The organism is Intestinibaculum porci, from assembly GCF_003925875.1.
GTDB lineage: Bacteria > Bacillota_I > Bacilli_A > Erysipelotrichales > Coprobacillaceae > Intestinibaculum > Intestinibaculum porci.
Window position 1 is genome coordinate 598,407 of sequence record NZ_AP019309.1, and the last position, 25,223, is coordinate 623,629.

Annotated in this window: 25 protein-coding genes; 20 read left to right on the top strand and 5 right to left on the bottom strand. The window is 42.1% G+C overall.

Annotation, left to right across the window (positions count from 1 at the left end; all coding sequences use genetic code 11):
- The first annotated feature begins 1 nt into the window (after position 1).
- From ilvD to SG0102_RS02930, 4 genes are all read left to right on the top strand, one after another.
- Entirely contained in the window at positions 2-1,678 is a 1,677-nt protein-coding gene (ilvD, locus tag SG0102_RS02915; RefSeq protein ID WP_125118563.1) for a dihydroxy-acid dehydratase, read from the top strand.
- A gap of 21 nt (positions 1,679-1,699) precedes the next feature.
- Positions 1,700-3,388 carry a biosynthetic-type acetolactate synthase large subunit gene (ilvB, locus tag SG0102_RS02920; RefSeq protein WP_125118564.1) on the top strand — a complete coding sequence of 563 codons (1,689 nt, stop codon included), beginning with the start codon at positions 1,700-1,702 and terminating at the stop codon, positions 3,386-3,388.
- 43 nt (positions 3,389-3,431) lie between these two features.
- Positions 3,432-3,902, top strand: coding sequence for a YbaK/EbsC family protein (locus SG0102_RS02925; RefSeq protein ID WP_125118565.1), 471 nt, complete (start codon positions 3,432-3,434; stop codon positions 3,900-3,902).
- Positions 3,903-3,973: 71 nt separating this feature from the next.
- Positions 3,974-4,666, top strand: coding sequence for a deoxynucleoside kinase (locus SG0102_RS02930; RefSeq protein ID WP_125120762.1), 693 nt, complete (start codon positions 3,974-3,976; stop codon positions 4,664-4,666).
- An 11-nt stretch (positions 4,667-4,677) separates the two neighbouring features.
- Here the strand turns inward: SG0102_RS02930 and SG0102_RS02935 are convergent, their stop codons facing one another.
- A complete protein-coding gene (locus SG0102_RS02935; RefSeq protein ID WP_125118566.1) occupies positions 4,678-5,598 on the bottom strand; it encodes a carbohydrate kinase family protein in 921 nt (306 codons plus the stop codon).
- A 9-nt stretch (positions 5,599-5,607) separates the two neighbouring features.
- Positions 5,608-6,807, bottom strand: a complete 1,200-nt coding sequence (locus tag SG0102_RS02940) for a class I SAM-dependent rRNA methyltransferase (protein WP_125118567.1) — start codon at positions 6,805-6,807, stop codon at positions 5,608-5,610.
- A gap of 335 nt (positions 6,808-7,142) precedes the next feature.
- Here SG0102_RS02940 and SG0102_RS02945 point away from each other — a divergent pair, with 335 nt between their 5' ends.
- The 3 genes from SG0102_RS02945 (at position 7,143) to SG0102_RS02955 (ending at position 9,605) form a co-directional block, all read left to right on the top strand.
- Positions 7,143-7,943 (top strand): DUF7916 family protein, encoded by an 801-nt coding sequence (locus SG0102_RS02945; protein ID WP_456298644.1) that lies wholly within the window; start codon positions 7,143-7,145, stop codon positions 7,941-7,943.
- A 336-nt stretch (positions 7,944-8,279) separates the two neighbouring features.
- Positions 8,280-9,107, top strand: coding sequence for a Cof-type HAD-IIB family hydrolase (locus SG0102_RS02950; protein ID WP_125118568.1), 828 nt, complete (start codon positions 8,280-8,282; stop codon positions 9,105-9,107).
- A complete protein-coding gene (locus tag SG0102_RS02955; protein ID WP_125118569.1) occupies positions 9,108-9,605 on the top strand; it encodes a nitroreductase family protein in 498 nt (165 codons plus the stop codon).
- Here the strand turns inward: SG0102_RS02955 and SG0102_RS02960 are convergent.
- Positions 9,602-10,189, bottom strand: a complete 588-nt coding sequence (locus tag SG0102_RS02960; protein ID WP_125118570.1) for an ECF transporter S component — start codon at positions 10,187-10,189, stop codon at positions 9,602-9,604. The two genes, SG0102_RS02955 and SG0102_RS02960, sit on opposite strands and share 4 nt — an antisense overlap.
- 539 nt (positions 10,190-10,728) lie before the next feature.
- Here SG0102_RS02960 and iscB point away from each other — a divergent pair.
- The 9 genes from iscB to SG0102_RS03005 all read left to right on the top strand — a co-directional run bounded on the left by iscB (position 10,729) and on the right by SG0102_RS03005 (position 19,218).
- On the top strand, positions 10,729-12,084 hold the full coding sequence (gene iscB, locus SG0102_RS02965; protein ID WP_125118571.1) for an RNA-guided endonuclease IscB: 1,356 nt from the start codon (positions 10,729-10,731) through the stop codon (positions 12,082-12,084).
- A 64-nt stretch (positions 12,085-12,148) separates the two neighbouring features.
- Positions 12,149-12,385 carry a DUF1292 domain-containing protein gene (locus SG0102_RS02970; protein ID WP_125118572.1) on the top strand — a complete coding sequence of 79 codons (237 nt, stop codon included), beginning with the start codon at positions 12,149-12,151 and terminating at the stop codon, positions 12,383-12,385.
- 38 nt (positions 12,386-12,423) lie between these two features.
- Entirely contained in the window at positions 12,424-12,897 is a 474-nt protein-coding gene (locus SG0102_RS02975; RefSeq protein ID WP_125118573.1) for a helix-turn-helix domain-containing protein, read from the top strand.
- Between the two features lie 97 nt (positions 12,898-12,994).
- Positions 12,995-13,204 (top strand): DUF3955 domain-containing protein, encoded by a 210-nt coding sequence (locus SG0102_RS02980; RefSeq protein WP_157982957.1) that lies wholly within the window; start codon positions 12,995-12,997, stop codon positions 13,202-13,204.
- Positions 13,205-13,338: 134 nt separating this feature from the next.
- A complete protein-coding gene (locus tag SG0102_RS02985; RefSeq protein ID WP_125118575.1) occupies positions 13,339-13,797 on the top strand; it encodes a MarR family winged helix-turn-helix transcriptional regulator in 459 nt (152 codons plus the stop codon).
- Positions 13,790-15,541, top strand: coding sequence for an ABC transporter ATP-binding protein (locus SG0102_RS02990; protein WP_125118576.1), 1,752 nt, complete (start codon positions 13,790-13,792; stop codon positions 15,539-15,541). Before SG0102_RS02985 ends, SG0102_RS02990 begins: the two co-directional genes overlap by 8 nt.
- Positions 15,541-17,445 (top strand): ABC transporter ATP-binding protein, encoded by a 1,905-nt coding sequence (locus tag SG0102_RS02995; RefSeq protein ID WP_125118577.1) that lies wholly within the window; start codon positions 15,541-15,543, stop codon positions 17,443-17,445. The genes SG0102_RS02990 and SG0102_RS02995 overlap by 1 nt, the downstream gene beginning before the upstream one ends.
- A gap of 78 nt (positions 17,446-17,523) precedes the next feature.
- Positions 17,524-18,141: a LysE family translocator gene (locus tag SG0102_RS03000; RefSeq protein ID WP_125118578.1), complete on the top strand. Its 618-nt coding sequence runs from the start codon at positions 17,524-17,526 to the stop codon at positions 18,139-18,141.
- An 84-nt stretch (positions 18,142-18,225) separates the two neighbouring features.
- Positions 18,226-19,218, top strand: a complete 993-nt coding sequence (locus SG0102_RS03005) for a permease (protein ID WP_125118579.1) — start codon at positions 18,226-18,228, stop codon at positions 19,216-19,218.
- A gap of 246 nt (positions 19,219-19,464) precedes the next feature.
- Here SG0102_RS03005 and SG0102_RS03010 read toward each other — a convergent pair whose 3' ends face one another.
- Entirely contained in the window at positions 19,465-20,886 is a 1,422-nt protein-coding gene (locus tag SG0102_RS03010) for an IS110 family RNA-guided transposase (RefSeq protein WP_157982958.1), read from the bottom strand.
- A 327-nt stretch (positions 20,887-21,213) separates the two neighbouring features.
- On the opposite strand from SG0102_RS03010, the gene SG0102_RS03015 reads away from it, so the two are divergent.
- Entirely contained in the window at positions 21,214-21,456 is a 243-nt protein-coding gene (locus SG0102_RS03015) for a thioredoxin family protein (protein WP_125118581.1), read from the top strand.
- A gap of 1 nt (position 21,457) precedes the next feature.
- Positions 21,458-21,859: an arsenate reductase/protein-tyrosine-phosphatase family protein gene (locus tag SG0102_RS03020; protein ID WP_125118582.1), complete on the top strand. Its 402-nt coding sequence runs from the start codon at positions 21,458-21,460 to the stop codon at positions 21,857-21,859.
- A 7-nt stretch (positions 21,860-21,866) separates the two neighbouring features.
- Here the strand turns inward: SG0102_RS03020 and SG0102_RS03025 are convergent, their stop codons facing one another.
- Positions 21,867-22,667: an endo alpha-1,4 polygalactosaminidase gene (locus tag SG0102_RS03025; protein ID WP_125118583.1), complete on the bottom strand. Its 801-nt coding sequence runs from the start codon at positions 22,665-22,667 to the stop codon at positions 21,867-21,869.
- 101 nt (positions 22,668-22,768) lie between these two features.
- On the opposite strand from SG0102_RS03025, the gene lepB reads away from it, so the two are divergent.
- Both lepB and SG0102_RS03035 read left to right on the top strand, forming a co-directional pair.
- A complete protein-coding gene (lepB, locus tag SG0102_RS03030) occupies positions 22,769-23,278 on the top strand; it encodes a signal peptidase I (protein ID WP_125118584.1) in 510 nt (169 codons plus the stop codon).
- Between the two features lie 176 nt (positions 23,279-23,454).
- A complete protein-coding gene (locus SG0102_RS03035; RefSeq protein WP_125118585.1) occupies positions 23,455-25,218 on the top strand; it encodes a phosphoenolpyruvate carboxykinase in 1,764 nt (587 codons plus the stop codon).
- Positions 25,219-25,223 lie beyond the last annotated feature (5 nt).

Here is a 25,223-nt window from a genome sequence, read left to right on the forward strand (position 1 = left end):
TATGAGAAGTGATAACGTAAAAAAGGGTGTTGAAAGAGCACCGCACAGATCATTATTCAATGCACTCGGTTTTACCGAAGAAGAACTGGAAAGACCATTGATCGGCGTGGTCTCTTCCTATAACGAAATCGTTCCTGGTCATATGAACCTGGATAAAATTTCTGAAGCCGTGAAAAAAGGTGTTTATTTAGCTGGTGGGGTGCCTGTTGAAGTCCCAGCCATCGCTGTCTGCGATGGGATCGCTATGAACCATACCGGCATGAAATATTCCTTAGTAACCCGTGAGCTGATCGCTGATTCTACTGAATGTTTAGCGACCGCGCATCAGTTCGATGGTTTGGTCATGATTCCAAACTGTGATAAGAACGTGCCAGGCTTATTAATGGCCGCTGCTCGTTTGAATATTCCGACGATCTTTGTCTCTGGCGGACCAATGTTAGCGGGGGCTGAAATCAATGGCAAACGCTCATGCTTATCAACGTTATTCGAACAGGTTGGTCAGTATAATGCCGGAAAGATTTCTGCAGAAGAATTGGAATACGCGGAAAAAGTTTCTTGTCCAACTTGCGGCTCATGTTCTGGTATGTATACCGCTAACTCTATGAACTGCTTAACTGAAGCATTAGGGATGGGTTTAAAAGGTAATGGGACAATCCCAGCTGTTTACTCAGCACGTATCCGCTTAGCGAAAAAAGCGGGGATGCAGATCATGAAATTGATCGAAAAGGATATCCGTCCAAGAGATATCATGACTGAAGCTGCTTTCCGCAATGCGATGGCCGTTGATATGGCTTTGGGCTGTTCAACTAACTCAATGTTACACTTACCAGCGATTGCTCATGAAGCAGGCGTTGAATTAAACTTAGATATCGCTAATGAAATTTCTAAGAAAACACCAAACTTATGTCATTTAGCACCAGCTGGTTCAACATTTATTCAGGACTTAGACTTAGCCGGCGGCGTTTATGCGGTCATGAATGAACTGGATTCCATCGGTGTCTTAGATACCTCAGGTATTACCTGTACAACCAAGACGATTAAGGAAAACATTGAAGGATGCAAGAACTTAAATCCAGAAATCATTCGTCCAATCGATCATCCTTATTCAAAAACTGGCGGTATCGCAGTCTTAAGAGGAAACTTAGCGCCGGATAGCTGTGTCGTAAAACAGTCAGCGGTGGCGCCAGAAATGATGAAACACCGTGGCCCAGCCCGTGTCTTCGACTGTGAAGAAGATGCTATTGCGGCCATTCGTGCAGGCAAGATCGTGAAAGGTGATGTGGTTATCATTCGGTACGAAGGTCCAAAAGGCGGTCCTGGGATGCGTGAAATGTTGTCACCAACAAGTGAAATTGCCGGAATGGGCTTAGATAAAGATGTCGCATTAATTACTGATGGTCGTTTCTCAGGAGCAACACGTGGCGCTTCCATTGGTCACGTTTCGCCAGAAGCAGCTGTTGGCGGTCCTATCGCTTTAGTTGAAGAAGGCGATATGATCTCAATTGATATTCCAAATAATGAAATTACCTTAGAAGTTGATGACGAAACATTAGCTGCCCGTAAAGCAAAATGGCAGCCAAGAGAACCACGCATCAACACGGGGTACTTAAAGAAATATGCATCAATGGTTACCAGTGCCAATACTGGGGCTATATTAAAAGTCAATAAAGAAAAATAAAAGAAAAAAAGGAGGGCAAACATGAAGTTAAAAGGATCAGATATTGTTGTTGAATGCTTGCTCGAACAAGGTGTTGATACGGTGTTCGGGTACCCTGGAGGGACGATCCTCGAAGTCTATGATAGTTTGTATAAATATCAGGACAAAATCAATCATGTCTTAACTTCACACGAACAGGGGGCGGCACATGCAGCCGATGGCTATGCCAGAGCAACTGGTAAAGTCGGTGTCTGTATGGCTACATCAGGACCAGGGGCAACTAACTTAGTCACTGGGATTGCGACTGCTTATATGGATTCGATTCCTTTAGTCGCGATCACGGCGAACGTCGCAGCGGGCGCTTTAGGGAAAGATTCTTTCCAGGAAATTGATATCAAAGGCGTGACGATTCCCGTTACTAAGCATAACTTCATCGTCAAAAAGGCCGATGATTTAGCACCAACTATTCGCCGTGCTTTTAAGATTGCGTCGAGCGGTCGACCAGGTCCAGTCTTAGTCGATATCACCAAAAATGCGACGGTAGAAGAAGGCGAATATACGCCAGAAAAGATCGAAAAAGAAGTCGATGAACAGAAAGTCGGCTCTTATAAAAAAGCAGATATTGAAAAAGCGATTGCGATGATTGAAAAAAGCGAACGGCCTTTTATCTTCGTCGGCGGCGGAGCAATTGCCTCTGGCGCTAGTGAAGCGTTAAAGACCTTCGTTGAAAGAATCGATGCTCCAGTTTGTGATTCCTTGATGGGGAAAGGGGCTTTTGACAACCTCAATCCACGTTATACGGGAATGCTTGGTATGCATGGGACGAAGACAAGTAACTTAGGCGTTTCTCGCTGTGATTTATTAATCACGATTGGGGCGCGTTTTAGTGACCGTGTCACCGGCAATGCAAAGAAGTTTGCCAGCAATGCGAAAAAGATTCACATCGATATCGATGAAGCAGAAATCAATAAGAATATCCGCGTGGATTTAGGCTTAATTGGTGATGCTAAAGCGATCCTTGAAGCCCTCAATCTTTTCTTAAAACAGCAGAACCATCCAGCCTGGATGAAACAGATTCGCGAATTAAAGGAACGTTATCCTTTGAAATATGATACGGATCGTTTAACGGGTCCTTATATTATTGAACAGTTAGATTTACAGACAGATTCTGAAGCGATCATTTCGACAGATGTTGGTCAGCATCAGATGTGGGCGGCGCAGTACTATCATTTCCGTCACCCAAGACAGTTATTAACATCTGGCGGTTTGGGCACGATGGGTTATGGCTTAGGCGCCTGCATCGGTGCAAAATATGGCGTGCCTGATAAACCGGTCATTAATATCGCCGGTGATGGCTGTTTTAGAATGAACATGAATGAATTAGCCACTGCTTCTCGTTATGGTGTGCCAATCATTCAGATCGTTTTTAACAACCATGTATTAGGGATGGTCCGTCAGTGGCAGACCTTATTCTATGGCAAACGTTATTCCAATACCGTTTTACATGATAAGGTAGACTTCGTTAAAGTCGCTGAAGGCTTAGGCTGTGAAGCAGTGCGGGTCACGACCAAAGAAGAAGCCAAAGAAGCGATTGCGCGCGCTTTAGAGAGCGATCGGCCATTTGTCATCGATGCAATCATCGATGATGATGATAAGGTTTATCCAATGGTTGCACCAGGTGCGCCAATTGCCAGCGCTTTTGATGCCGATGATGTCAAAAATAATGAATAAGAAAGAATCCCTTTTTAGGGATTCTTTTCAATAGGAGGAAAAAATGTCATTACAGAAAGTTCAAAACTATTTTAAACAGTATCATATGGAAGATCGCATTATCGTTTTAGAAGATTCGAGTGCGACTGTTGAAGAAGCCGCTTCAGCGCTGCATACGAGAAAGGCGCGGATTGCGAAAACCATGTCCTTTTTAGTCGATGATCAGGTCAATCTGATTGTCATGGCTGGTGATGTCAAGATTGATAACCACAAATATAAAGAAGTGTTCCATAAAAAGTGTAAGATGGTTCCTTACGATCAGGTTGAAGAAAAGACTGGTCATCAGGTTGGCGGTGTTTGTCCGTTTGCCTTAAGCGATGATATTCATGTTTATCTGGATGATTCCTTAAAACGTTTTTCAACCGTTTTTCCGGCGGCCGGCAATAGTCATTCCGCTATTGAATTAACCCTTGATGAACTCGCTGCTTATGGTCATAACACCAAGTGGATTGATGTCACGAAAGCTATTTCTTAATGATTAATTCACTTGCATTTTTCTTCAAAAACCCCTAAACTAGTGAAGTTACTAAAGGGGGAATCTCAGTGATGATTATCATGTCAGGAGCTATTGGCGCTGGAAAGTCCAATTTAACACAAATTTTATCTGATCATTTAGGTACACAGCCTTTTTATGAACCCGTTGAAGACAATCCGATCTTACCGCTCTTTTATGCGGATCCTGATCGTTATGCCTTCTTATTACAGATTTACTTTTTAAATAAACGTTTCAAAACGATTAAAGAAGCGATGGTGCATGACAACAACGTCTTAGACCGTTCCATTTATGAAGATTCATTATTCTTCCATATGAACGCGGAAATGGGACGATGCGGTGATAAAGAAGTCGGCGTCTATGACGAATTATTAGCGAATATGATGGAAGAGCTGCCTTATTGTGCTTATAAGAAAGCCCCAGATTTACTCGTTCATATCGACGTTAATTTATCAACGATGTTAGATCATATTAAGATGCGCGGCCGCGATTATGAACAGGTGGAAAATGATGCCTCTTTAATGGACTATTATAAGAATTTATTAGACCACTATAAACCTTGGTATCAGGAATATGATGCTTCACCAAAGATGGTTATTGATGGTAATCGCTATGATTTTGTGAATAACTTAGAAGATCGTAAAGATGTCTTAAAGCAGATTGATGATCAGCTTCTGGCTTTAGGCAAGTTATCTAAAGAAGAATATGACCATTTAATGGAGAAAATTAGAGACATGAGCTTGTAGCCCATGTCTTTTTACACGTCTAATTCGAATTCTTCAGGCAGAAATCTCGGACAGACATTTTCCTTCGTCGCAATGACGGAAGCTGCTAAACGGGTCCCGATTTCACAAGCCTGGGCAATTGTTTTGCCATAAGTTAAACCAATGACCACGCCGGCGAAGAAGGAATCGCCGCAGCCGGTGGTATCAATGACATTGACTTTCGTGGCCGGGATGATTCCTGATTCCCCTTTATTGTTGGCATAGACAGCACCTTCGCCACCCATCGTAATAATCATCTGATTGATTTGTGCTAAAGCCACTTTCTTTTGTAAGATATCATCCATTTCAGCGGGTGTTTTCCCTTCGTAGTCTTCGGAGAAGAAGATCCCTGCTTCCTGCTGGTTGCAGACAAAGCAAGCAGTTTTCTTGATCAGATCACGACGTTCTACGGCAATACTCATATTAGAAACGATGGCATAAACATTCTTATGATACTTTTCCGCAAAGTAAAAGACTTTGTTTAGGATCTTTGGATCCATGTCAATTTCGACCACAATACTGTCACAGTCACTAAAGATTTCATCACCTTGTTCATCTAAGATATCCCCAATGACATCTAAGACAGGACGCTTAGAAATGGAAGCGACAACGTCGCCTTCATTATCAAAGATCGCTAACCAGGTGCCTAGTCCATCTTCGGTGCGACGAATATACTGGGTATTGACTTTATGACGATCTAATTTATGAATGACATCATCTGAAATACCTGTCTGATCGACAATACTAATGAATGTTGGTCGTAATTCGACATTCGCAATGTCTTCGACGACATTACGTGACACGCCGCCATGTACCTGAGTGACGCGTCCGGCATTACGACCGGCTGGTATATACTGCGCTGTTGGGTAACCTTTAATATCCACAAAAACAGCGCCAATGACTACTATTCCCATGAGAACCTCCTAAATGACTTGGAAAATATAAAACTTAAGATAAGATGTATCCTGATTATGACTCCATAAAATCGGATGATCATGATTCTGCTGGGTCACGGAGACCTGCTTGAGCGTTACGTCCGCTTCCTGAGCCGCTTCTCTTAACATCTTTTCATAGCTGTCACGATCCATAAAATGCGAACATGAGCAGGAAATCAAGTAACCGCCGCCGCGTAAGACCTTCATCGCTACCGTATTAATACGTTTATAGCCATTATAAGCTTTATAAAACGTTGCCCGGGATTTAGTGAAAGCTGGCGGATCTAAGACGATTATATCAAACTGATGCAATGTAAGTGTATCTAAGTAATCAAAGACATCAGCCTGGACAAAATCAATCTTGTCTTCTAAATGATTGAGCTTCGCATTTTCTAAGGCTTCATCTAGCGCAGTCTGCGAAACATCCACAGCCGTGACATGTTTCGCATTGCCTTTCGCCGCATTGAGGGCGAAACCGCCGGTATGGGTAAAACAGTCTAAGACGGTTTTGCCATGGGCCATTTCTCTAAGTAATACACGGTTACTTTTCTGGTCTAAGAAATAGCCGGTTTTCTGCCCATTTTCAATATCTACATTTAAGAGAATACCATTTTCTTTAATTGTAATAATCGTATCATGGCTGCCGCGATAGAAGCCTTTATATAAAGGCAAACCTTCTTTTTCGCGAGCTTTGACATCATTACGTTCATAGATCGCCGTAATCTCCTGGCGGTCTTTTTTCATCATCTCTAATAAACTGTCATAGATTAAATCTTTATGCATTTCCATGCCATAAGAGGTGATCTGGGAAACTAAGACATCATTATAACGATCAATCGTTAAACCTGGCAGGCCATCGGCTTCACCAAAGATTAAACGACAATTGCTTAAGTTACGTGATTCAACCGTACGTCTAAAATCATAAGCGAACTGAATGCGTTTTTTGAAAAAATCAGCATCGATCGCTTCCTTTTGGTCATGCGTTAAAATACGCACCGCGACATGCGACGTAGCATGATAGAAACCCGTCGCTAAATACTGATGATTCGTCGTGACAATATCAACGAGATCACCGGTCCTGGTATTTTGATCAACACTGACGACATTATTGGCGAACATCATTGCCTGGCCGCTGCGGATGTAAGGTTCACCGTCGCTGCTAATGATCACTTGATGGTGTTGGTTCATTTTCTTCCTCCATTCATTAATAAAGGCATTATAGGGGAAAAAGAAGATAGAATCAATGAAATTTCCCATATTTATAAAACTATACTTTGAACAAAAAAGTCATGCTTATAGAGATCATATAGGATACAATATTTGAAAATTGGAGGCCTATTATGAAACGTTTACTAAATTGCAGCGCGAGTGAAAAACTTGCGATGAACGGAGAAGAATGAAAAGCTTCAATCAAAGCCTGTGAAGGGCGTGTCATCATGAGTGAAAATGTCATTGCCGTTACGCCATTATGAGATGATATTTCCAACCCGGAGCTTTCCGCTGCTTTTGGCAGTGATCTTTGTCTGCTTAATCTTTTTGATGTCCTGCATCCCCATATTGCCGGCATCAAAGATGAAGGAAATCCCGTTGCCACATTAAAGAAAATGATTGGTCGACCAGTCGGCTGTAACTTAGAACCGATTGATGAAGAGGCGATGATGATGGAAACGCGTCTGGATATTCCCAAAGGCCGTCGCGCGATCCCCGCAACCTTCGCCAAGGCTGAAGCCTTAGGCTTATCTTTTATTGCCTTAACTGGGAATCCTCGCAGCGGTGTTACCAATAAAGCTATTTTAAAAGCGATTAAAGAAGCCAAACAGTTATTTGGCGGGCTGATTATCGCCGGTAAAATGCATAGTGCGGGGGTTGATGAACCCTTAGTGTCACTTTCAGCGATCAGTGATTTTATCGATGCTGGCGCGGATATTATTTTGATGCCGGCGGTAAACACGGTCCCTGGTTTATCTGAAAGAGAAGTCCGCGAGGCCTGTGATCTGATCCACCGGAAAGGGGCTTTAGCGATGACGACAATCGGCACTTCGCAGGAAGGCGCCGATAGTCAGACTATTCGTGAAATTGGTCTGATCAATAAAAGATGTGGTGCCGACATCAAGCATATTGGTGATGCCGGCTGGCAGGGTATTGCTTTACCAGAAAATATCATGACATTAAGTATTGCCATCCGCGATAAAGCGCTGGACCTATCATACGATGGCCGCTTCAGCTCTTCGTTAATCATTTTCAAAATACTGCGTCGTTTGAGGCAGTTTTTTCTTTCCTTATCTATTGATGATTTTCATTGTATAATAGGGCGGTTAATTTGAAAAACGATGTTAAAAGAGCGCAAGATATTATAAAGAAATACGTCTCATTAAGTGATATTTATGATATTATAGATGTGGTGTTAGGGCATTCTTCACATTTTATGCCGTTCTCTTTAGAAGATTATGGCAAGGTTCTTAGGTGAAGAAGTGTGAAAAGTCATTCGCATGATTTGATATGCCGTGACTAACGACACCCTGATGATGGAATGTTTACAGATGATTTTTCATTGTGGTGAAAGTTTATCAGTGATTGTCTTTATCCCATGTTTATTTTTATAAAGACAATCTGTGAGGGCACTAGCCATATAATGAAAAAACAGAAAAGGAATGAGAATGATGAATGAAAATATAAAAGTAATCGTACTTGATATCGATGGGACTTTATTTGATGATGAAAAGAAGATTACACCAAAAACCAAAGCGGTGTTACAAAAAGCCCAGGAAAATGGCTTAACAGTTGTCTTGGCGAGCGGTCGTCCCGCTTCCGGCTTATGGTATATTGCGGATGAATTAGAAATGGAAAAACATCACGGATTACTTTGCTGCTTCAATGGGTCTCAGGTTGTTGACTGTACGACAACAGAAGAGTTATTCAATTCGCCAATGAGTATTGATATGGGCAAACGTGTCCTTAATCATATGAAATCATTTGATGTCAATCCGATGGTGTATAAAGATGCTTATTTGTATGTCAATGATGCTTATGCTTATAAAGTGAAATATGAATCGCGTTTAGGTCGTTTAAAAGTCTGTGAAGTGGATGACTTAGAAAGCTATTTAACGTGGCGCCCTAATAAAATCTTAACCTCTGGGGATCCGGCTTATCTGCAGGAAAACTATCAGCTGATGATGGCGCCATTCAAAGATGAACTTAACTGTATGTTTACAGCCGATTTCTATTTTGAATTCACCGCTAAAGGGATTGATAAAGCCCGCGCTTTATCGATTGCCTTAGAAAAATTAGGTTACAGCGGCGACAACTGCATCGCCTTTGGGGATGCTCAGAATGACTTATCCATGATTCGCTTTGCGAAGATTGGTGTGGCGATGGGCAATGCTACTGATGAAGTGAAGGAAGCTGCCGATGAAATCACTCTTGACAACAATCATGACGGTATTGCGGAAGCTTTAATCAAACATATCCCAGAACTGGAGGTCGCTTAAATGGATGCTATTATGAACCGCGTGAGTGTGCGTGCTTTTACGAATCAGGAAGTTGAAGAAGAAAAGATTGAAACACTCTTAAGAGCTGCCATGCAGGCGCCAAGTGCCGGCAATCAGCAGCCATGGGAATTTTTCGTCGTCAAAGATCGTGATGTCATTACGTCGTTAGCGGCCTGTTCGCCTTATGCTAAAGCTGCCCAGAGTGCGCCTTTAGTCATCGTGCCAGTGATGCGCGCGAAAGATAATATGCGTTTTCCTGAGTGTGCACCGTTAGATATGTCAGCAGCGGTCGAAAATATTTTATTAGCCGCCCAGGACTTAGGCTTAGGAGCGGTCTGGATGGGCATTGCCCCAGTGCGTGAACGTATTGAAGCCGTCAGTGATGTCTTACATTTAGCTGAAGGCGTCACCGCTTTCGCCTTAATTCCCGTTGGTTATCCCAATAAAAAAAGCGAAGCGAAAGATCGCTTCGATGATACGCGTATTCATCGCATTTAAGCACGCGCTAACTTTTTTAATGTTCCCGATTTCTTCAGACTTGGCACTAATGCTAAATAGAGAAGGCTGGCAATAACAACCGCTAAGATCGCATTGACACTGGTGGTAATAAAGTTCCATGACGCCAGGGCCTTCGCGGCCTGAGCGCTGGCGCCAAAGAAGATTGTCGTATAAAGATAACCTACTAAAGGTTCGGCGATGACATTAAAGAGCATGCCGCCAGCAGTGCTGAGAACGACGCCCCAAACCAAAGCCTTGCCACTCTTTTCTTCAATATGGAAGACTTTATGCGCTAATAAACCAGCGATTAAGCCAATCATAAATTTTAAGAAGAATGTTTTTGGGGCATAGAGGACATAGGTTGGATCAAGCAAATCACCAATCCCCATGCCAATCGCCCCGGCGATGCCGCCCGGCACGCCGCCTAAAAGTAAAGCCGCTAAGACGCAGAAGGTGTTTCCTAAATGGAAGGATGTCACTCCGCCCGGTGTAGGAATCTTAATCTGTAAGAATGTGAATGAAATATACGCTAAGGCAGCCATTAAAGCGGTTAAGGCTAAGCGTAATGTTTTTGAATTTGACATATTTCTTTTCCCCCTTTAAGTGATTCCTATTGTAGTCTTAAACTGACTATAGTGTAATATCCAGTTTACACTTATTTTATAAGGTCAGATTATAAAAGAATCCTGTTGGAAAAAGAAAGACTTTCCGCTATACTTGAAGCGAGGAGTATTGCATGTCAACTACCCGCGACTAAAGTCGCAGGCTTGTCTCGCGCAAGTCTAAGACTGGCGTCGGTACATATGTACTAGCTGATTAGCCTAATGTGTTTCGGGCACTACGTTATCCGCAAAAATACAGGCACCTGGGGATTCTTCCCACGTCCCTCGCTCTGCGGGCATGCATTAAACATCTCTGACGGGCAGGAGAAGTGTGCATGTCATACACAACTGCGGATAACCTTGGCGATGGGAACTACCCCGAAAGGGAGAAACTGCATATATACTGCCTCTGGCAAGCGTATGCAGGCGTGCGTAAGCGCACACTTATTCATCAATCTTAGCTCAGCTGATTAAGTTTATATATTCAAACGTTATTATTTTACAGGAAAGGAGGAATTTCCATGAGCGTATGCGTTGTAGCGCCGGATAAAAAGCCGCTGATGCCGACAAGCGAGTACCGTGCAAGAAAGCTGCTGAAAAGCGGCAAGGCTGTTATCTTTAAGTATAAGCCGTTCACGATCATGCTTACAAGAATCGTAAGCGAGAATATGCAGCCGATCGAGTACTGCTGCGATACGGGATACAAACATATTGGTGTATCCATCAAATCAGAAAAACACGAGTATTTTGACTGCCAATTTGACATGCTTCAGGATGAGAAGAAGCGGCACGATGACCGCCGGAAAATGCGCCGCACAAGAAGAAACAGGCTTCGCTACAGAAAGCCCCGTTTTGATAATCGGACAGCTTCCAAAAAGGAAGGATGGCTGGCGCCGTCGCTGAGAAACATCCGTGATCAGCATATCCGTATTTTTGAGCGGTTCCTTGAGGTCATGCCGATAGTCTCAGCCACGTTTGAAATGGGCTCGTTTGACGTCCACGCCATGCATGAGTTTGAGGCAACAGGCACCGTGCTTAAAGGCGATGATTATCAGAAGGGGCCGCGATACGGCATGAACACGCTGAGAAAAGCCGTTTTCTATCGTGACAATTACACATGCCAGGTGTGCGGGGAAACCGCGGATGAAGGCGCTATTCTGAGAGTGCATCATATCGGCTTCGAAACAGGCGATCATACGAACCGCATGAGCAATCTGCTGACCGTCTGCACAAAATGCCATACTTCGGCAAACCACAAGCCGGGCGGAAAGCTGTACGACCTGAAGCCTAGGACGAAGCCGTTTAACGGCGCAGCCTTCATGAACGCTGTCAGATGGCAGATGTTCAGAACGCTGAAAAGCACCCACCCTGATTTAGAATGGCACATGACATATGGCGCTGCTACGCAGGAGGCAAGAAGAGTCCTACACCTTGAAAAGTCGCATGCCAATGACGCCTACGCCATGGGAGAATTCCATCCAAGACGCAGGACGCCTTTTATGCATTTTCAGAAGCTGAGACGGAATAACCGCATCCTTGAAAAATTCTTTGATGCAAAATACGTTGATGCGCGAGACGGCAAGACGAAGAAAGGTGCAGAGCTGTCATGCGGACGCACAGCCAGAAGCGAGTCAAGACACTCCGAGAAGAACCTTCGCGTATTCAGAGAGCGGAAAGTTTCGAAAGGCAGACGCGTGATCAGAAGAAGCCACTATACACTGCGTCCTGGCGATACTGTTGTTATTGGCGGAGAGAAGCATAGGGCAAAGGGCGTTCATAACAAAGGCACATATGTTGTGACAGACGCCAAGAAGTCAGTGCCTGTTAAGAAAGTAGAGAAGATTATTCATGCGGGTGGGTATATGCCTGTTAAATAGAGAAGGAGGATGGCACAATTCCTCCCGCGAATGAATTCGCAGGTATCCTTGTGCCTATATATCAATGAAAAAATTACAATCGATTACCATGGATGGTGAAGAATTCTTAGTGATTGGAATTTTCACTGTTGAAGAGAAAGACTATATTGCCCTGGTCAAAGATAAAAATATTTATCTCTATCAGTATCAGGGACATAAAGATGGCACTTTTGAAGCTTTTGATATCGAAGATGATGATGAATTCGCTGCTGTTGTGCAGGAATTCGAATATATTGAAAGCAATCAGTTATGGGATGAATAGCTCTGCTCTGGCAGAGTTTTTTCTTTAAGGAGAAAAATATGAAATTTAGTGAACAGTTAAAAACTTTACGCCAGCAGCATCATTTAACCCAGCAGGCTTTAGCGGATGACTTGCATGTAAGCAGGCAGGCGATCTCCAACTGGGAGAATGATAAAAATATGCCCGACATCGAAGTACTCATCGCTTTAGCCCAGCTTTTTGACATATCCTTAGATGAACTCATCTTAGGAGAGAAAGATTTAACGAAAAAGCTGATTCATGATGGCTCAGTGACGCGGCAAGCGCACCTGGCCATGGTGTCCAACGTCGCGGGCGCCCTCGTGATTCTTATGGGAATGCTCTGTTTTATGATTAAATCACAAAGTATTGAATATGTGGATGCGCAAGGGGTGCTCCATGAGAATTTCTTTCTGATCCCGGTTGGCTATGGTCTTATTTTCATAGGAATACTGATTATCCTATCTCAATTTCTATTTATCAGAAATAATAAGCATACATTTCCCAGGAAATAATAGCTCGTTTCACTGGCAAAACGTGATGTCATGGCTGCTTTCTTTCTTTTGCAGGAAACCTGATTATACTAGGCGGTGTCAAAAGGAGGACATAACTATGACAAATAAAATTTCAAATTTGATCACGATCGTATGCATTGGATCAGGCTTAGCTTGCCTGATCGCCAAAACGATGAGTAAATCTTACGTGGATGCGCAGGGGATTCTGCACGAACCATTCTTCTTATTACCTGTCGGTTTTGGTTTGATAACCGTTGGCCTTATTGTATTAGTCATCAGTACTATTATGAAAAGCATGCAGGCTTAACGTGTTGTGAGAGCTTTTGCGAGTTTGCTTTTGCGAGTTCTCACATTTTTTATTGCATTTAGGAAAAAAGTGTCTATAATATCGCTAGGTACCTAATAGTTAGGTCCCTAGCAATTAAAAAGGCAGGTGATAGAATGATTTCTGAAAGAGAGCGAGATATTTACGTCAATGCACGTAAGATGGGGCGCTTTCTCTATTTTTACACAGGTGACCGCTCTGGTCAGCGACGGGTTCTTCACAAGCTGCAGAAACATGGGGAAATGACGCAGCGGGAGCTGCAGGAGCGTCTTGAGATCAAATCCGGCTCATTATCTGAGCTGCTTAAGAAAATGGAGCGCGAGGAATTGATCGAAAAACGCCGCAGTGACAGTGATGGCCGTGTCATTTATGTGCGGTTAACTCAGAAGGGGTCAACATATGCTTTGCAGGCTATTCAGGAAATGGATCAATTCACTGAACGCCTTTTTGAAGTTCTCGATGATCAGGAACGTAATGAGTTCTTACGGATCCTGGAAAAATTAAATGTGCACTTCGATGAACTGAAAGATGATGAAATATTTAAAAACATTGAAAGGGGAAAAATACATGAATAGTGTCATTAAGACATTAACAGGCAGTTTACGCGAATTTAAAAAAGATGCCATTAAGACACCAATTATTGTGGCTGGGGAATCTCTTATGGAATGTATTATTCCATTTGTCATTGCCCGCTTTATCAATAAGATCCAGCAGGGGACAATTACCCATCAGGATCTCTGGTTCTACGGCCTTTTATTATTTGCTTTAGCTTGTTTATCTTTATTTTTTGGGACTTGGGCAGGTATTACCTGTTCACGCGCTTCAGTTGGTTTAGCGAAAAACTTACGCCATGATTTATTCGCCCGCGTACAAACGTTCTCATTCGCTAATATCGATAAATTCTCAGCGTCATCACTCGTAACCCGTATGACAACGGATATTACCAACGTCCAGATGGCGTTTATGATGATCATTCGTATTGCCGTCCGCGCTCCATTAATGATTATCTTCTCATTTACGATGGCCATTCTCATGGGCGGTCGCTTAGCCTTGATTTTCGTATTTACCATTCCATTTTTAGGTATTGGTTTATCTCTTATTATTCGTAAGGTCAATCCTTTATTCAAAGCCGTCTTCAAAAAGTATGACCGCTTAAACGAATCGGTCCAGGAAAATATTACCGGGATCCGCGTTGTGAAATCCTTTGTCCGTGAAGACTTTGAAAACAAGAAGTTCTACAATGCGGCGGAAGATGTGCGTCAGGACTTTACTAAAGCAGAAAAACTGTTGGCCTTCAATATGCCAATGATGCAGTTCTGCCTGTATGTGGTGATGATCTTTACCTTGTTATTTGGTTCTTATCTGATCATCTCCACCCATGCCGTTTCATTAAATGTTGGACAGTTATCTTCATTACTGACATACTCTTTCCAGATTCTGATTTCCTTAATGATGTTATCGATGATCTTCGTGATGGTCACCATGGCTACCGAATCAGCACATCGTATCAGCGAAGTATTACAGGAAAAGACGACATTATCAAATCCTGCTCATCCGCTTTATGATGTGCCTAATGGGGATATTGAATTCAGAAATGTATCTTTCAAATATTCAGAAAAAGCCAAACGTTACGCATTATCCAATATTAATCTGAAGATTAAGAGCGGTCAGACGATTGGGATCTTAGGGGGCACTGGTTCTTCTAAATCATCGCTGATTCAGTTGATCTCCCGTCTTTATGATACAACCGAAGGCGAAGTGCTCGTTGGTGATCATAATGTCAAAGATTATGATTTAGTCACTTTGCGTGATCAGGTCGCTGTGGTATTACAGAAAAACGAATTATTCTCAGGTACAATTAAAGAGAACTTACGCTGGGGGAATAAAAATGCCACCGATGAAGAAATCAAACAGGCAGCCCATTTAGCCTGCGCAGATGAATTCGTCGAATTAATGCCCAACAAATACGATACTTATATCGAACAGGGCGGGACAAACGTTTCCGGTGGTCAGAAACAGCGTTTATGTATTGCCCGTGCTTTATTAAAGAAACCAAAAGTACTCATTCTTGACGATTCAACAAGTGCTGTCGATACCAAAACGGATGCTAAAATCCGTGAAGGCTTCAAGGAATTTATTCCGGAAACGACAAAAATTATTATTGCGCAGCGTGTTGCATCTGTGCAGGATGCGGATCTCATTCTCGTTATGAGTAAAGGGACGATCAGCGCGATGGGCACCCATGATGAATTAATGAAGACAAGTGAAATCTATCAGGAAGTCTTCAACTCACAAAATAAGAAAGGAGGCGACGAATAATGGCTGAACATAAACCAAATCGTGTTAAAAAAGGCACCGTTTCAAGACTCCTTAAAACCTTAATGGGATTCTTCCCGGTATTATTACCAGTAACCTTCTTACTGATCTTACTTAATGCGATCTTCGGAGCGATTCCAGCGATCTTTATGCAGAAAGTTATTGCCATTATCGAAGTCGCTCTTAAGAAACACTGGACTGCTGCTCAGGCTTCCAGTGAAGTCTTCAAGACAATCAGTCTTCTCATTATCTTATATATCATTGCTTTAGCCGCTTCATTAACTTACAACCGTATGATGGCTGTTATTACGCAGGGGTCTCTGGCTAAATTCCGTGAAAAATGTTTTGCGAAGATGGAAACTTTACCAATCCGTTTCTTCGATACCCACGCTCATGGGGATATCATGTCTGTTTATACCAACGATATCGATGCCCTGCGTCAGATGATTTCTCAGTCATTCCCACAGTTATTCTCAACCTTTATCACGTTAGTCACTTTATTCTGCGTAATGATGTGGTATTCCGTAGGATTATGCTTGGTCGTTATTGCCGGAATGATTGTGATGCTAGTAGTGACCAAAGTTTTAGGCGGCCGCAGTGCCCGTTACTTCATCAAGCAGCAGCAGACCTTAGGAACAACCGAAGGTTATATTGAAGAAATGATGAATGGTCAGAAAGTCATCAAAGTCTTCAACCACGAAGAAGAAGCCTTAGAAGGCTTCGACAAAGTCAATGATAACTGGGCGAAAGCCGCCACCAGCGCGAATATTTATTCAAATATCTTAGGACCAATCTTACATAACATGAGTAACCTGCTTTATGTTATTGTCGGCATTGTCGGCGGCGCTCTCTTATTAGCGAAAGCGCCAAACTTATCCATTTCCGGGATGCCGTTATCCATTGCCATTATCGTGCCATTCCTCAACATGACCAAGCAGTTTACCGGCTCAATCGGCCAGGTTTCCCAGCAGATCAATGCCGTAGTCATGGGGTTAGGCGGCGCTTCTCGTATCTTCGCATTATTAGATGAAGAAAGTGAAACGGATGATGGTTATGTCACTCTTGTCCATGCCAAAGAAGAAAACGGTCAGATGGTGGAAACCAATGATAAAAACGATCCTTGGATGTGGCGTCATCAGCATCAGGATACTGGTAAGGTTGACTACAAGCCATTACGCGGGACCGTCTTATTCGACGACGTCGACTTTGCTTACAATCCTGATAAGATGATTCTTCACAATATCGAAATGTATGCCCATGCCGGTCAAAAAGTGGCCTTAGTCGGTTCAACCGGAGCCGGGAAAACAACCATTACCAACTTAATTAACCGTTTCTATGATATCGCTGATGGCAAGATCCGTTATGACGGCATCAACATCAACAAAATCAAAAAAGCCGATTTAAGACGTTCGTTAGGGATCGTTTTACAGGATACCAACCTCTTTACCGGCACAGTTATGGATAACATTCGTTACGGCCGCTTAGATGCAACCGATGAAGAATGCTTTGCGGCCGCTAAATTAGTCGGCGCCGATGACTTCATCAACCGTTTACCAGCTGGTTATGATACGCCATTATACAATAATGGTGCCAACTTATCACAAGGTCAGCGTCAGCTGATTGCGATTGCCCGCGCAGCGGTCGCTGATCCACCAGTCATGATCTTAGATGAAGCCACTTCATCGATCGATACGCGTACCGAAGCCATCGTCCAGCGCGGAATGGATGCCCTCATGAATGGTCGTACCGTCTTTGTCATCGCCCATCGTTTATCGACGGTCCAGAACTCTGATGTCATCTTAGTGATGGAACATGGCCGTATTATTGAACGCGGGACACATGAACAGCTGATTGCCCAGAAGGGTGAATACTATCAGCTTTATACTGGTGCTTTTGAACTCGAATAATAAAAATGGTGTGTTTCGCACCATTTTTATTTACAATGATTTTTACACATGTTATCGTGAAGGCGCGAGGTGAAACATATGACGATTGAATATCTCTTACGGGGCTTGCTCATTGGTGTTATCTTTGGTGTTCCTGCCGGCGCATTAGGGGCGTTAGTCATTCAGCGCACGCTGGAACACGGGCCCATCGCTGGCTTGTTAACGGGGTTAGGTTCCTCGATTGCAGATACTATTTATGCATCTTTATGCGTCTTAGGCTCGCGTCTGGTAAGCGGCGTTTTAAAAATATATAATGCCCCGATCACAATTGCTGGCGGGATTGTCATTTTGACCTTAGGGATCTTTACCGTGCGTAAGCAGGGGATGCGCGTTAATGATGGCAATAAGAATTATCTATCTGATTTGGGCAGCGGCTTTGGCATCGCCATTATGAATCCAGGGATGATTCTCTTATTTCTCTTTGCCTGTAATCTGACCCATACGCATTCTCCTTATCCGCTCGCGAGCGCGATTCCTTTACTGATCGGCGCTTTTGTCGGTACCTTTATCTGGTGGATCATCTTAAGCGGCCTAATGAGTTTATTACGTAAGCGGATCACCGATCGTGTCTATACCACTTTAAATAAAGTCTTAGGGACCATTCTCATCATCTTTGGGATCTTTGTCATCTTCGATGCATTGCGCACGCTTTTTTAACGAGAGCTTCTCTCGTTATCTTTTTTACATAACATATAGACTAATATCTATATGTATGATACGATGAAGTCAGGAGGGGATATTATGGATGTCTTCATGAATCAGGTTCTTAAAATGCAATGGCTCGCTCATTTGATCAATACTTTACTCACGCATCTTGGTCTTAATGTCAGCACCCGCCTTGGCGGCAGTGTTTCATTCTTTCTCTTTGATGTCATTAAAATTACCATTCTTTTATGTGTTTTAATCTTTATTGTCAGTTATATTCAAAGCTTTTTTCCGCCCGAACGCTCACGCGAAATCTTAAGTCGTTTTCATGGCTTATGGGCCAATCTGATTGGCGCCCTGATCGGGACGGTCACGCCGTTTTGTTCATGTTCATCAATACCTTTATTTATTGGTTTCACCAGTGCCGGGATTCCTTTAGGGGTGACCTTTTCATTCCTGATTTCATCTCCTATGGTGGATTTAGGATCACTCGTCTTATTAATGAGTATCTTTGGCTTGAAGATCGCGGTGATCTATGTCATCTTTGGCTTGATCGTCGCCGTGATTGGCGGTCTGATCATTGAAAACCTGCACTTAGAAGGAGAAGTCGAAGACTTCATCTATAACCATGTCGGTAAGCTCACTCAGGCCGCGTCCCTGACGATTAAAGATCGGATAGCTTATGCCGGGCAGCAGGTGGTTTCCACTTTTACCAAAGTCTTCCCCTATATTTTAGTCGGGGTAGGCATTGGTGCTTTTATTCATAACTGGATCCCTGAACATTTCATTGTCACGCTGCTGGGCTCGCATAATCCTTTTGGCGTCATTCTCGCAACAATTGTCGGCGTGCCGATGTATGCGGATATCTTTGGCACCATTCCGATCGCTGAGGCGCTTCTTAGTAAAGGTGCTTTACTTGGCGTCGTGCTCTCATTGATGATGGCTGTGACCACTTTATCACTGCCTTCACTGGTGATGTTAAGAAAAGCGATCAAACCAAAACTGTTAGGCATTTTTGTAGGTATCTGCAGCGTTGGTATTATTGCTGTAGGTTATGTATTTAATATCTTAGCGCCGCTTATTTTATAGAAAGACATACTATTAAATGTCAATAGAAAATATGAAAGGAGTTGATTTTGTTAATTGTATAAATTAATTGAATCTTTGTTTACTCTGATTCTAAAGCCAAGTGAGTTTGTCTCGGATTAGAGGTGAGTACTACAAATATGTAGTATTAAAAATTGCAAAAAGAAAACGTCTTAGTGTGTATAAATGTGAAAGTTGTCACAAGTTATTGAAACATATGTGTTTTATATCAAAAATCTACATACAGTATCACTCTTCTGAGTCATTTCCAGTAAAGGTAAAATCATGTACTACACCATTCTCATCAGAATATTTGTAAATACATCTTCTTGTCTTTTCTGGAATGTCAGTAGTAATACTTTGGAAGAACGTGGCTCGGGTATCTTCCGGAAGCTTCATGAGATCCTCATAAAGCAGTACGAAATCACTATCATGCTTAAGAATAGCGTAAATATAACGTGCCATCTTATTGGCAACAGCTACTATTGCAAGCTTATGGCGCTTCTTATTGCCGTTTTTAACCCTTGCAAACAGGTTGGCAAGGTATGGATTATGCCGTCTGGCATACTCTGATGCCAGGTATATAGCGTGTCTGAGGATAGGCGATCCCATTTTGGAAATCTTCCCATGGGTATCAACTGATGAACCTGATTTCTTATTTCTTGGCGTTAATCCACAGTATGATGCAAAGTTTTCCGCTTTCTTGGAAAGAGCTATGTCATATACCTCACCAAGAATCATAGCTGCGGATTCTTCACCAACGCCGATTAATGTCTGAAGACGCTTAAATGCAGGCTGTTCTGAAGCAAGATTAACCATCATTTTCTTGTAGTTTCTCCTTGTCTGAAGCAGATTTCTGATACTGCTGACCATTTCAGCGGTGACCAGTTCAGCTTCCTCAGGAACATTAAGAGTAACTATGGTATTTTCACAAAGATCGAACAAATCGTCTATTTTAGCTTCCTTACAGCGATGCTTAGAGGCCTCGTAAGCCACATTAAAGACTTCATTTTTAGAAGATTTAATGATATGATGTGCAGTAGGATATGCCTCTAAGATTGCAAGCGCAGTCGCAGAACGTATTGAGAAAACAGCGGTAAGCTCGGGGAAGAACTTTTCACACTGTGCACTCAGTCGATTATATTCAGCATTTAGCTGTTTATTCAGCTGCTGATAGCGATGCGTCAGAAGTTTTAGATTCGCATGTCCTTTTTTGTTGTTTTCTTCGTTGTAATTAGGAGCTTTTTCAACATAACGTGCATCATCATCAGTTGCGCACATCTGTGCAATAGTCTTAGCGTCAAGTGGATCGGATTTGGCATATCCGTGTGCATCGCGCCACCTGTCAACGAATTTAGTATCCAGAAACTTAACTGATTCACTTTCCTGGAGATGATCGCGTATATACATGTAGACATTGTCAGAGTACACGCCTGTTACTTCCATTGCGAAAAGAACGCTCAGGCAGTCTTCATCTTTGTAATGTCTAACGGTATCGAGGAACTCATCGACACCTGGCTTGGTGAATTTAAACTTTATCGCCTTTCGAACAAATTTGGATTTAACATTTCTATCTCTGTTACGTTTATAAATGGCAGCGTCTGCTTTGCCTTTAGAAACGTCTAAACCGAGAAATAAATCATATTGTTTTGAAAAGATATTGTTTTTCACGATAAGTACCTCATTTCATAAATTGATAGTAATTTGTTTTGAACTGCACCTCTAAGCCAAGACAAACGCGACCTCGAAAATAAGAAGACAATGCAAACAAAGCTTCAACAAACTCATTAGGGTATAAAGAACTGTTTTGGCTGAGGAATAAGTCTTTCTGAAGCGGACATCCCATAGGGGCCGCAGGAGGAAAGAATACAACCTTAGGTTCAAAACAGAATCTATTATCCTGGATTTGAAGTGTATATTCAAATCTAAAGAATCATCAATTACTAGCGATGATTCATTAATCAAATTACAAACATATTATACGAGGAAGGAAAAGAAATGTTAAAAATTGAAGTATTAGGAACTGGCTGTCGTAACTGTAAAGCACTTTTAACGCATACTAAGGAAGCGGTAGAAAGCTTAGGCTGCGACGCAGAAGTGAGTTATGTGGATGATTTAGAAAAGATTATGAGTTATGGGGTAATGAGTACGCCGGCCTTAGTTATTAATGGGCAAGTCGCTGCGAGCGGCCACGTACTTAAACGCAAAGATGTGGAAAAGCTGATTAAGGAGTCCATATAGAATGAATATTGCCTTTATCTGCACGCATAATGCCTGTCGCTCGCAGATTGCGGAAGCTTTAGCTCATTATTATCATCCTATCGGCATGCATTTTTATTCTGCCGGCTCACAGCCGCAAAGGCAGATCAATCAGGACGCTGTGCGCTTAATGAAAGAGCTCTATGGGATCGATATGGAAAAGACGCAGTATTCAAAAACGATTGCCGAGCTGCCGACGATCGATGTAGCGATTGCGATGGGATGCGGTGTGATCTGCCCGTTTATTGGTCGTGATTTCGATGAGGACTGGGGCTTAGAAGATCCCAGCGGTCATGATGATGAGACCTTTAAACGTATTATTGCCTCTATTGACGCTCATGTCCAAACACTTATTCGAACTTACCAAAAGAAAAACGCCAAATAGGCGTTTTTTATTTGGAATAATTGGTTTTTAATGGGAAGAGGGTGCTATAGCCATATTTCTTGTCATAAGCCTTGATGACTGCCTGCCAGTCTGATTTTTTAGTAAAATCAATGACATAGACATGTTTATGCATGGCGGCCATCTTTTTGAGGTAGTTTTTCTTTTTCAAACTTTCTTTTTCTGGCACATCTTCACGCTTGTTTGTCTGATGATTCCAGTAGGTAAAGACATCTTCCTGACTGATCATGGCAATGCCCTTTAAAATCTTAGGATCTTTTTCAACAAGCGCTTGGGCATTATTGAGAATGAGGGGACTCTTGGTCTTTTTTAAAGACGATAAAATGGTCTTTAAGCCCGTATAAATGGTATTATTTTGACGCTTTTCATAGAGATCGCTATGATCGATGAAATACCCATCAATCCCTTTTTCTTCATAGCTTTTAACCGTTTTAGTAAGATAGTTTTGCCACTTCTTATCCGCGACATTCATATAATACTTTTTCCCGGATACGGTTGGCATCAGTTTTAAGCTTTTCAGCTTTTTAAAAGCGGGACTTTTTGGATTTAAGGCTGCAATATCAAGGTAACTATAAATATATTTGGCTTTTTTATGAAGCTGCGTGAGATCCTGACGTGAGACTTTCGCAGCGTTGATGACCATCACATCATAATGTTTTTTAATAGATAATAACTGTTTGGTTTTCATGCCATAGACAATGCGTAATGTTGGATTGTGCACTTTTTTGGCGGAGCAGCCAAAAAGCATAAAGACTAAGCACAGGATGAGGATGTACTTTTTTGTTTTCATAAGATCTTCCTTTCCTTCCTAGGATAGCACAAATCATATGTTTTTTAAATATTAGGTGTTATTGTGGAAAATTTGTATTATAATGGCAATAGGTGAAAAATATGGAAAATAATGAAAAACAAGCGTCAATGAAAAATACAATTATCGAATATATTAAAGTCATTTTAGTGACCGTTGTACTAACCTATGCAGTGCTCTATTTCGTTCAGATCTCTAGAGTCGTGGGGGATTCGATGAATCCGACTTATAAAAATGGCAATATCGTCTTAGTTGATAAACGTTTCTATAACTACAAAGATGTCAAGTATGGTGATGTAGTCGTAGCCAAAGCAGACTTTGGTGATGGGGAAGAACAGATCATCAAACGTGTTATTGGCAAAGGCGGCGATGTCATTGCCTGTAAGAATGGTGCCCTCTATCGCAACAACAAAAAACTCGATGAACCTTATATTAAAGAAGAGATGTATGATGATGACTGGAAAGTAACGGTCAAACAGGACTGCCTCTTCTGTATGGGTGATAATCGCAACAACTCCGCCGATTCCCGTGAGATTGGGGCGATCGATTTTAAAACCGGGATTGTCGGGAAAGTCTTTTTCAAGGTCTTCTAAAAAAAGAAGATCTTTTCTTTTTGATAAAAATCGTGTCATTATCATAAATTGATCTTTCTTATTTTCAAAAATACTAAAAAGAATTATCATTACAAGCGCTATCACGAAAAAATGTTTTTGCATTACATGAAAACACGTGCTACTATAGTGTCACAGGTAGGAGAGGAGAGGAAAAAATGGCCTATAAATTTAAAATTACACGCGGTAATGCGATTATGAATTTCTCTGAAGAATACTGTCAGAGCAGATGCGAACTGATTGAAAGTGATTCTTTCGGTAAAGTGTTAGCGAAGTTTGTGAAAGACAATGCCCGTCGCGACACGACTCTTTATCAGTATTTTCATGAAAGAAATGATGATGACGTTTCATTAACCCATGATTTACAGTATACTTTACGTTTACTTTTAGTGATGACGGACAATATGATTATCAAAAGCGGCAGTCCTTATGCCAAATACTTTGATCAGCCAAAGATGTTTAAGAGATTTGTCGAGAATCTTTATACGTTCTGGCGTAAACTGCAGCGTTATGCCGTTGTCTTAAACCGTGAACAGAGCGGCGGCTTCCAGAATGTGCACTTCACCAGTGCCCAGGCAGCTTTTGAAGAATTAGTCTTAAAGACGTATCGTTCTATTGAAGAAACAGCCTTAGGCAATAAGAATAACGTCTATCGTCAGATTACCGCTGGGGTAAATGCGGGTTTAGTTTTAACCAACTTCCGCACAAATCTTCCTTACGAATACAGATGTTTAGATGATATTCCATTCATCGAAGAAGTCATTATCCATCCACCATTCATTGCTTACTCTAAACGTAATAAACGTGACGGGGTTTTCCCAGAAATCAACTACAACCCAATCGAAGATCATAAATTTGATCCTGAACAGTGGTTCTGTTATCCCGCTAAAATCGGCTCATTATTAGCTTTCGTTTACTTCAATGTGAAATTCATGGCGCAGGGGGTTGCGTTATGTAACTTATTTGAATTAGCGAATGAAAATGAATACCGCGGCCGTAAACCAGACTTAGTTTATGTCTATGGTTATGAAGATGGTGAAATGAACCAGGCTTTCTACCAGGATGATAAGAATAATATGTTAGTGGCTTTATTATCCGCTAATGATTACTTCGATTACTTCGGTTATATGAAGAAAATGTGCTTGACGCTGCACAATGTTTATCAGTTAAATCATGGCAATCTGCCAATCCATGGCGCGATGGTGCGCATGAAACTCCATGATGATACCGTAAAGAATATCGTCGTTATGGGCGATAGCGGCGCTGGTAAATCCGAAACAATCGAACAGATCAAAGGCTTAGGGGCTGCTTATATTGAAGATGTTATGACCGTCTATGATGATATGGGTCTCTTACATATTGATGATAACGGTAAAGTTGTCTCTTCAGGGACAGAAGTCGGCGCCTTTGTGCGACTCGATGACTTAGATGCTGGTTATTCCTTCAAGGAATTAGACCGTTCTGTTTTCTTGAACCCAGATCAGAAGAATGCCCGCGTGGTTATTCCTATTACTGACTGGGAAGATGTGGTCGCTTCCCATCATGTGGATCTCTTCCTGTATGCGAATAACTATGATGCCGAAGGGGAACCACTAGAATTCTTCGATAATGAAGAAGAAGCGTTAAAAGTCTTCCGTGCTGGTCAGCGTATGGCGAAAGGGACAACGACGGAATATGGTTTAGTAGGTTCTTACTTTGCCAACCCATTTGGTCCTGTTCAGCGTCAGGAACAGACCGAACCAATCTTACGCAGCTACTTCGATAAGATGTTTGCGCAGGGTGTGAAAGTCGGTCAGTTACATACGCGTTTAGGTATTAAGGGGAATGAACATACCGGTCCGAAAGATGCCGCCATTGCGATCCTGAAATACTTAACTGGCGAAAATGAATTAAAAAAATTATCTGGTGATGATTCAGAATAAGAGGG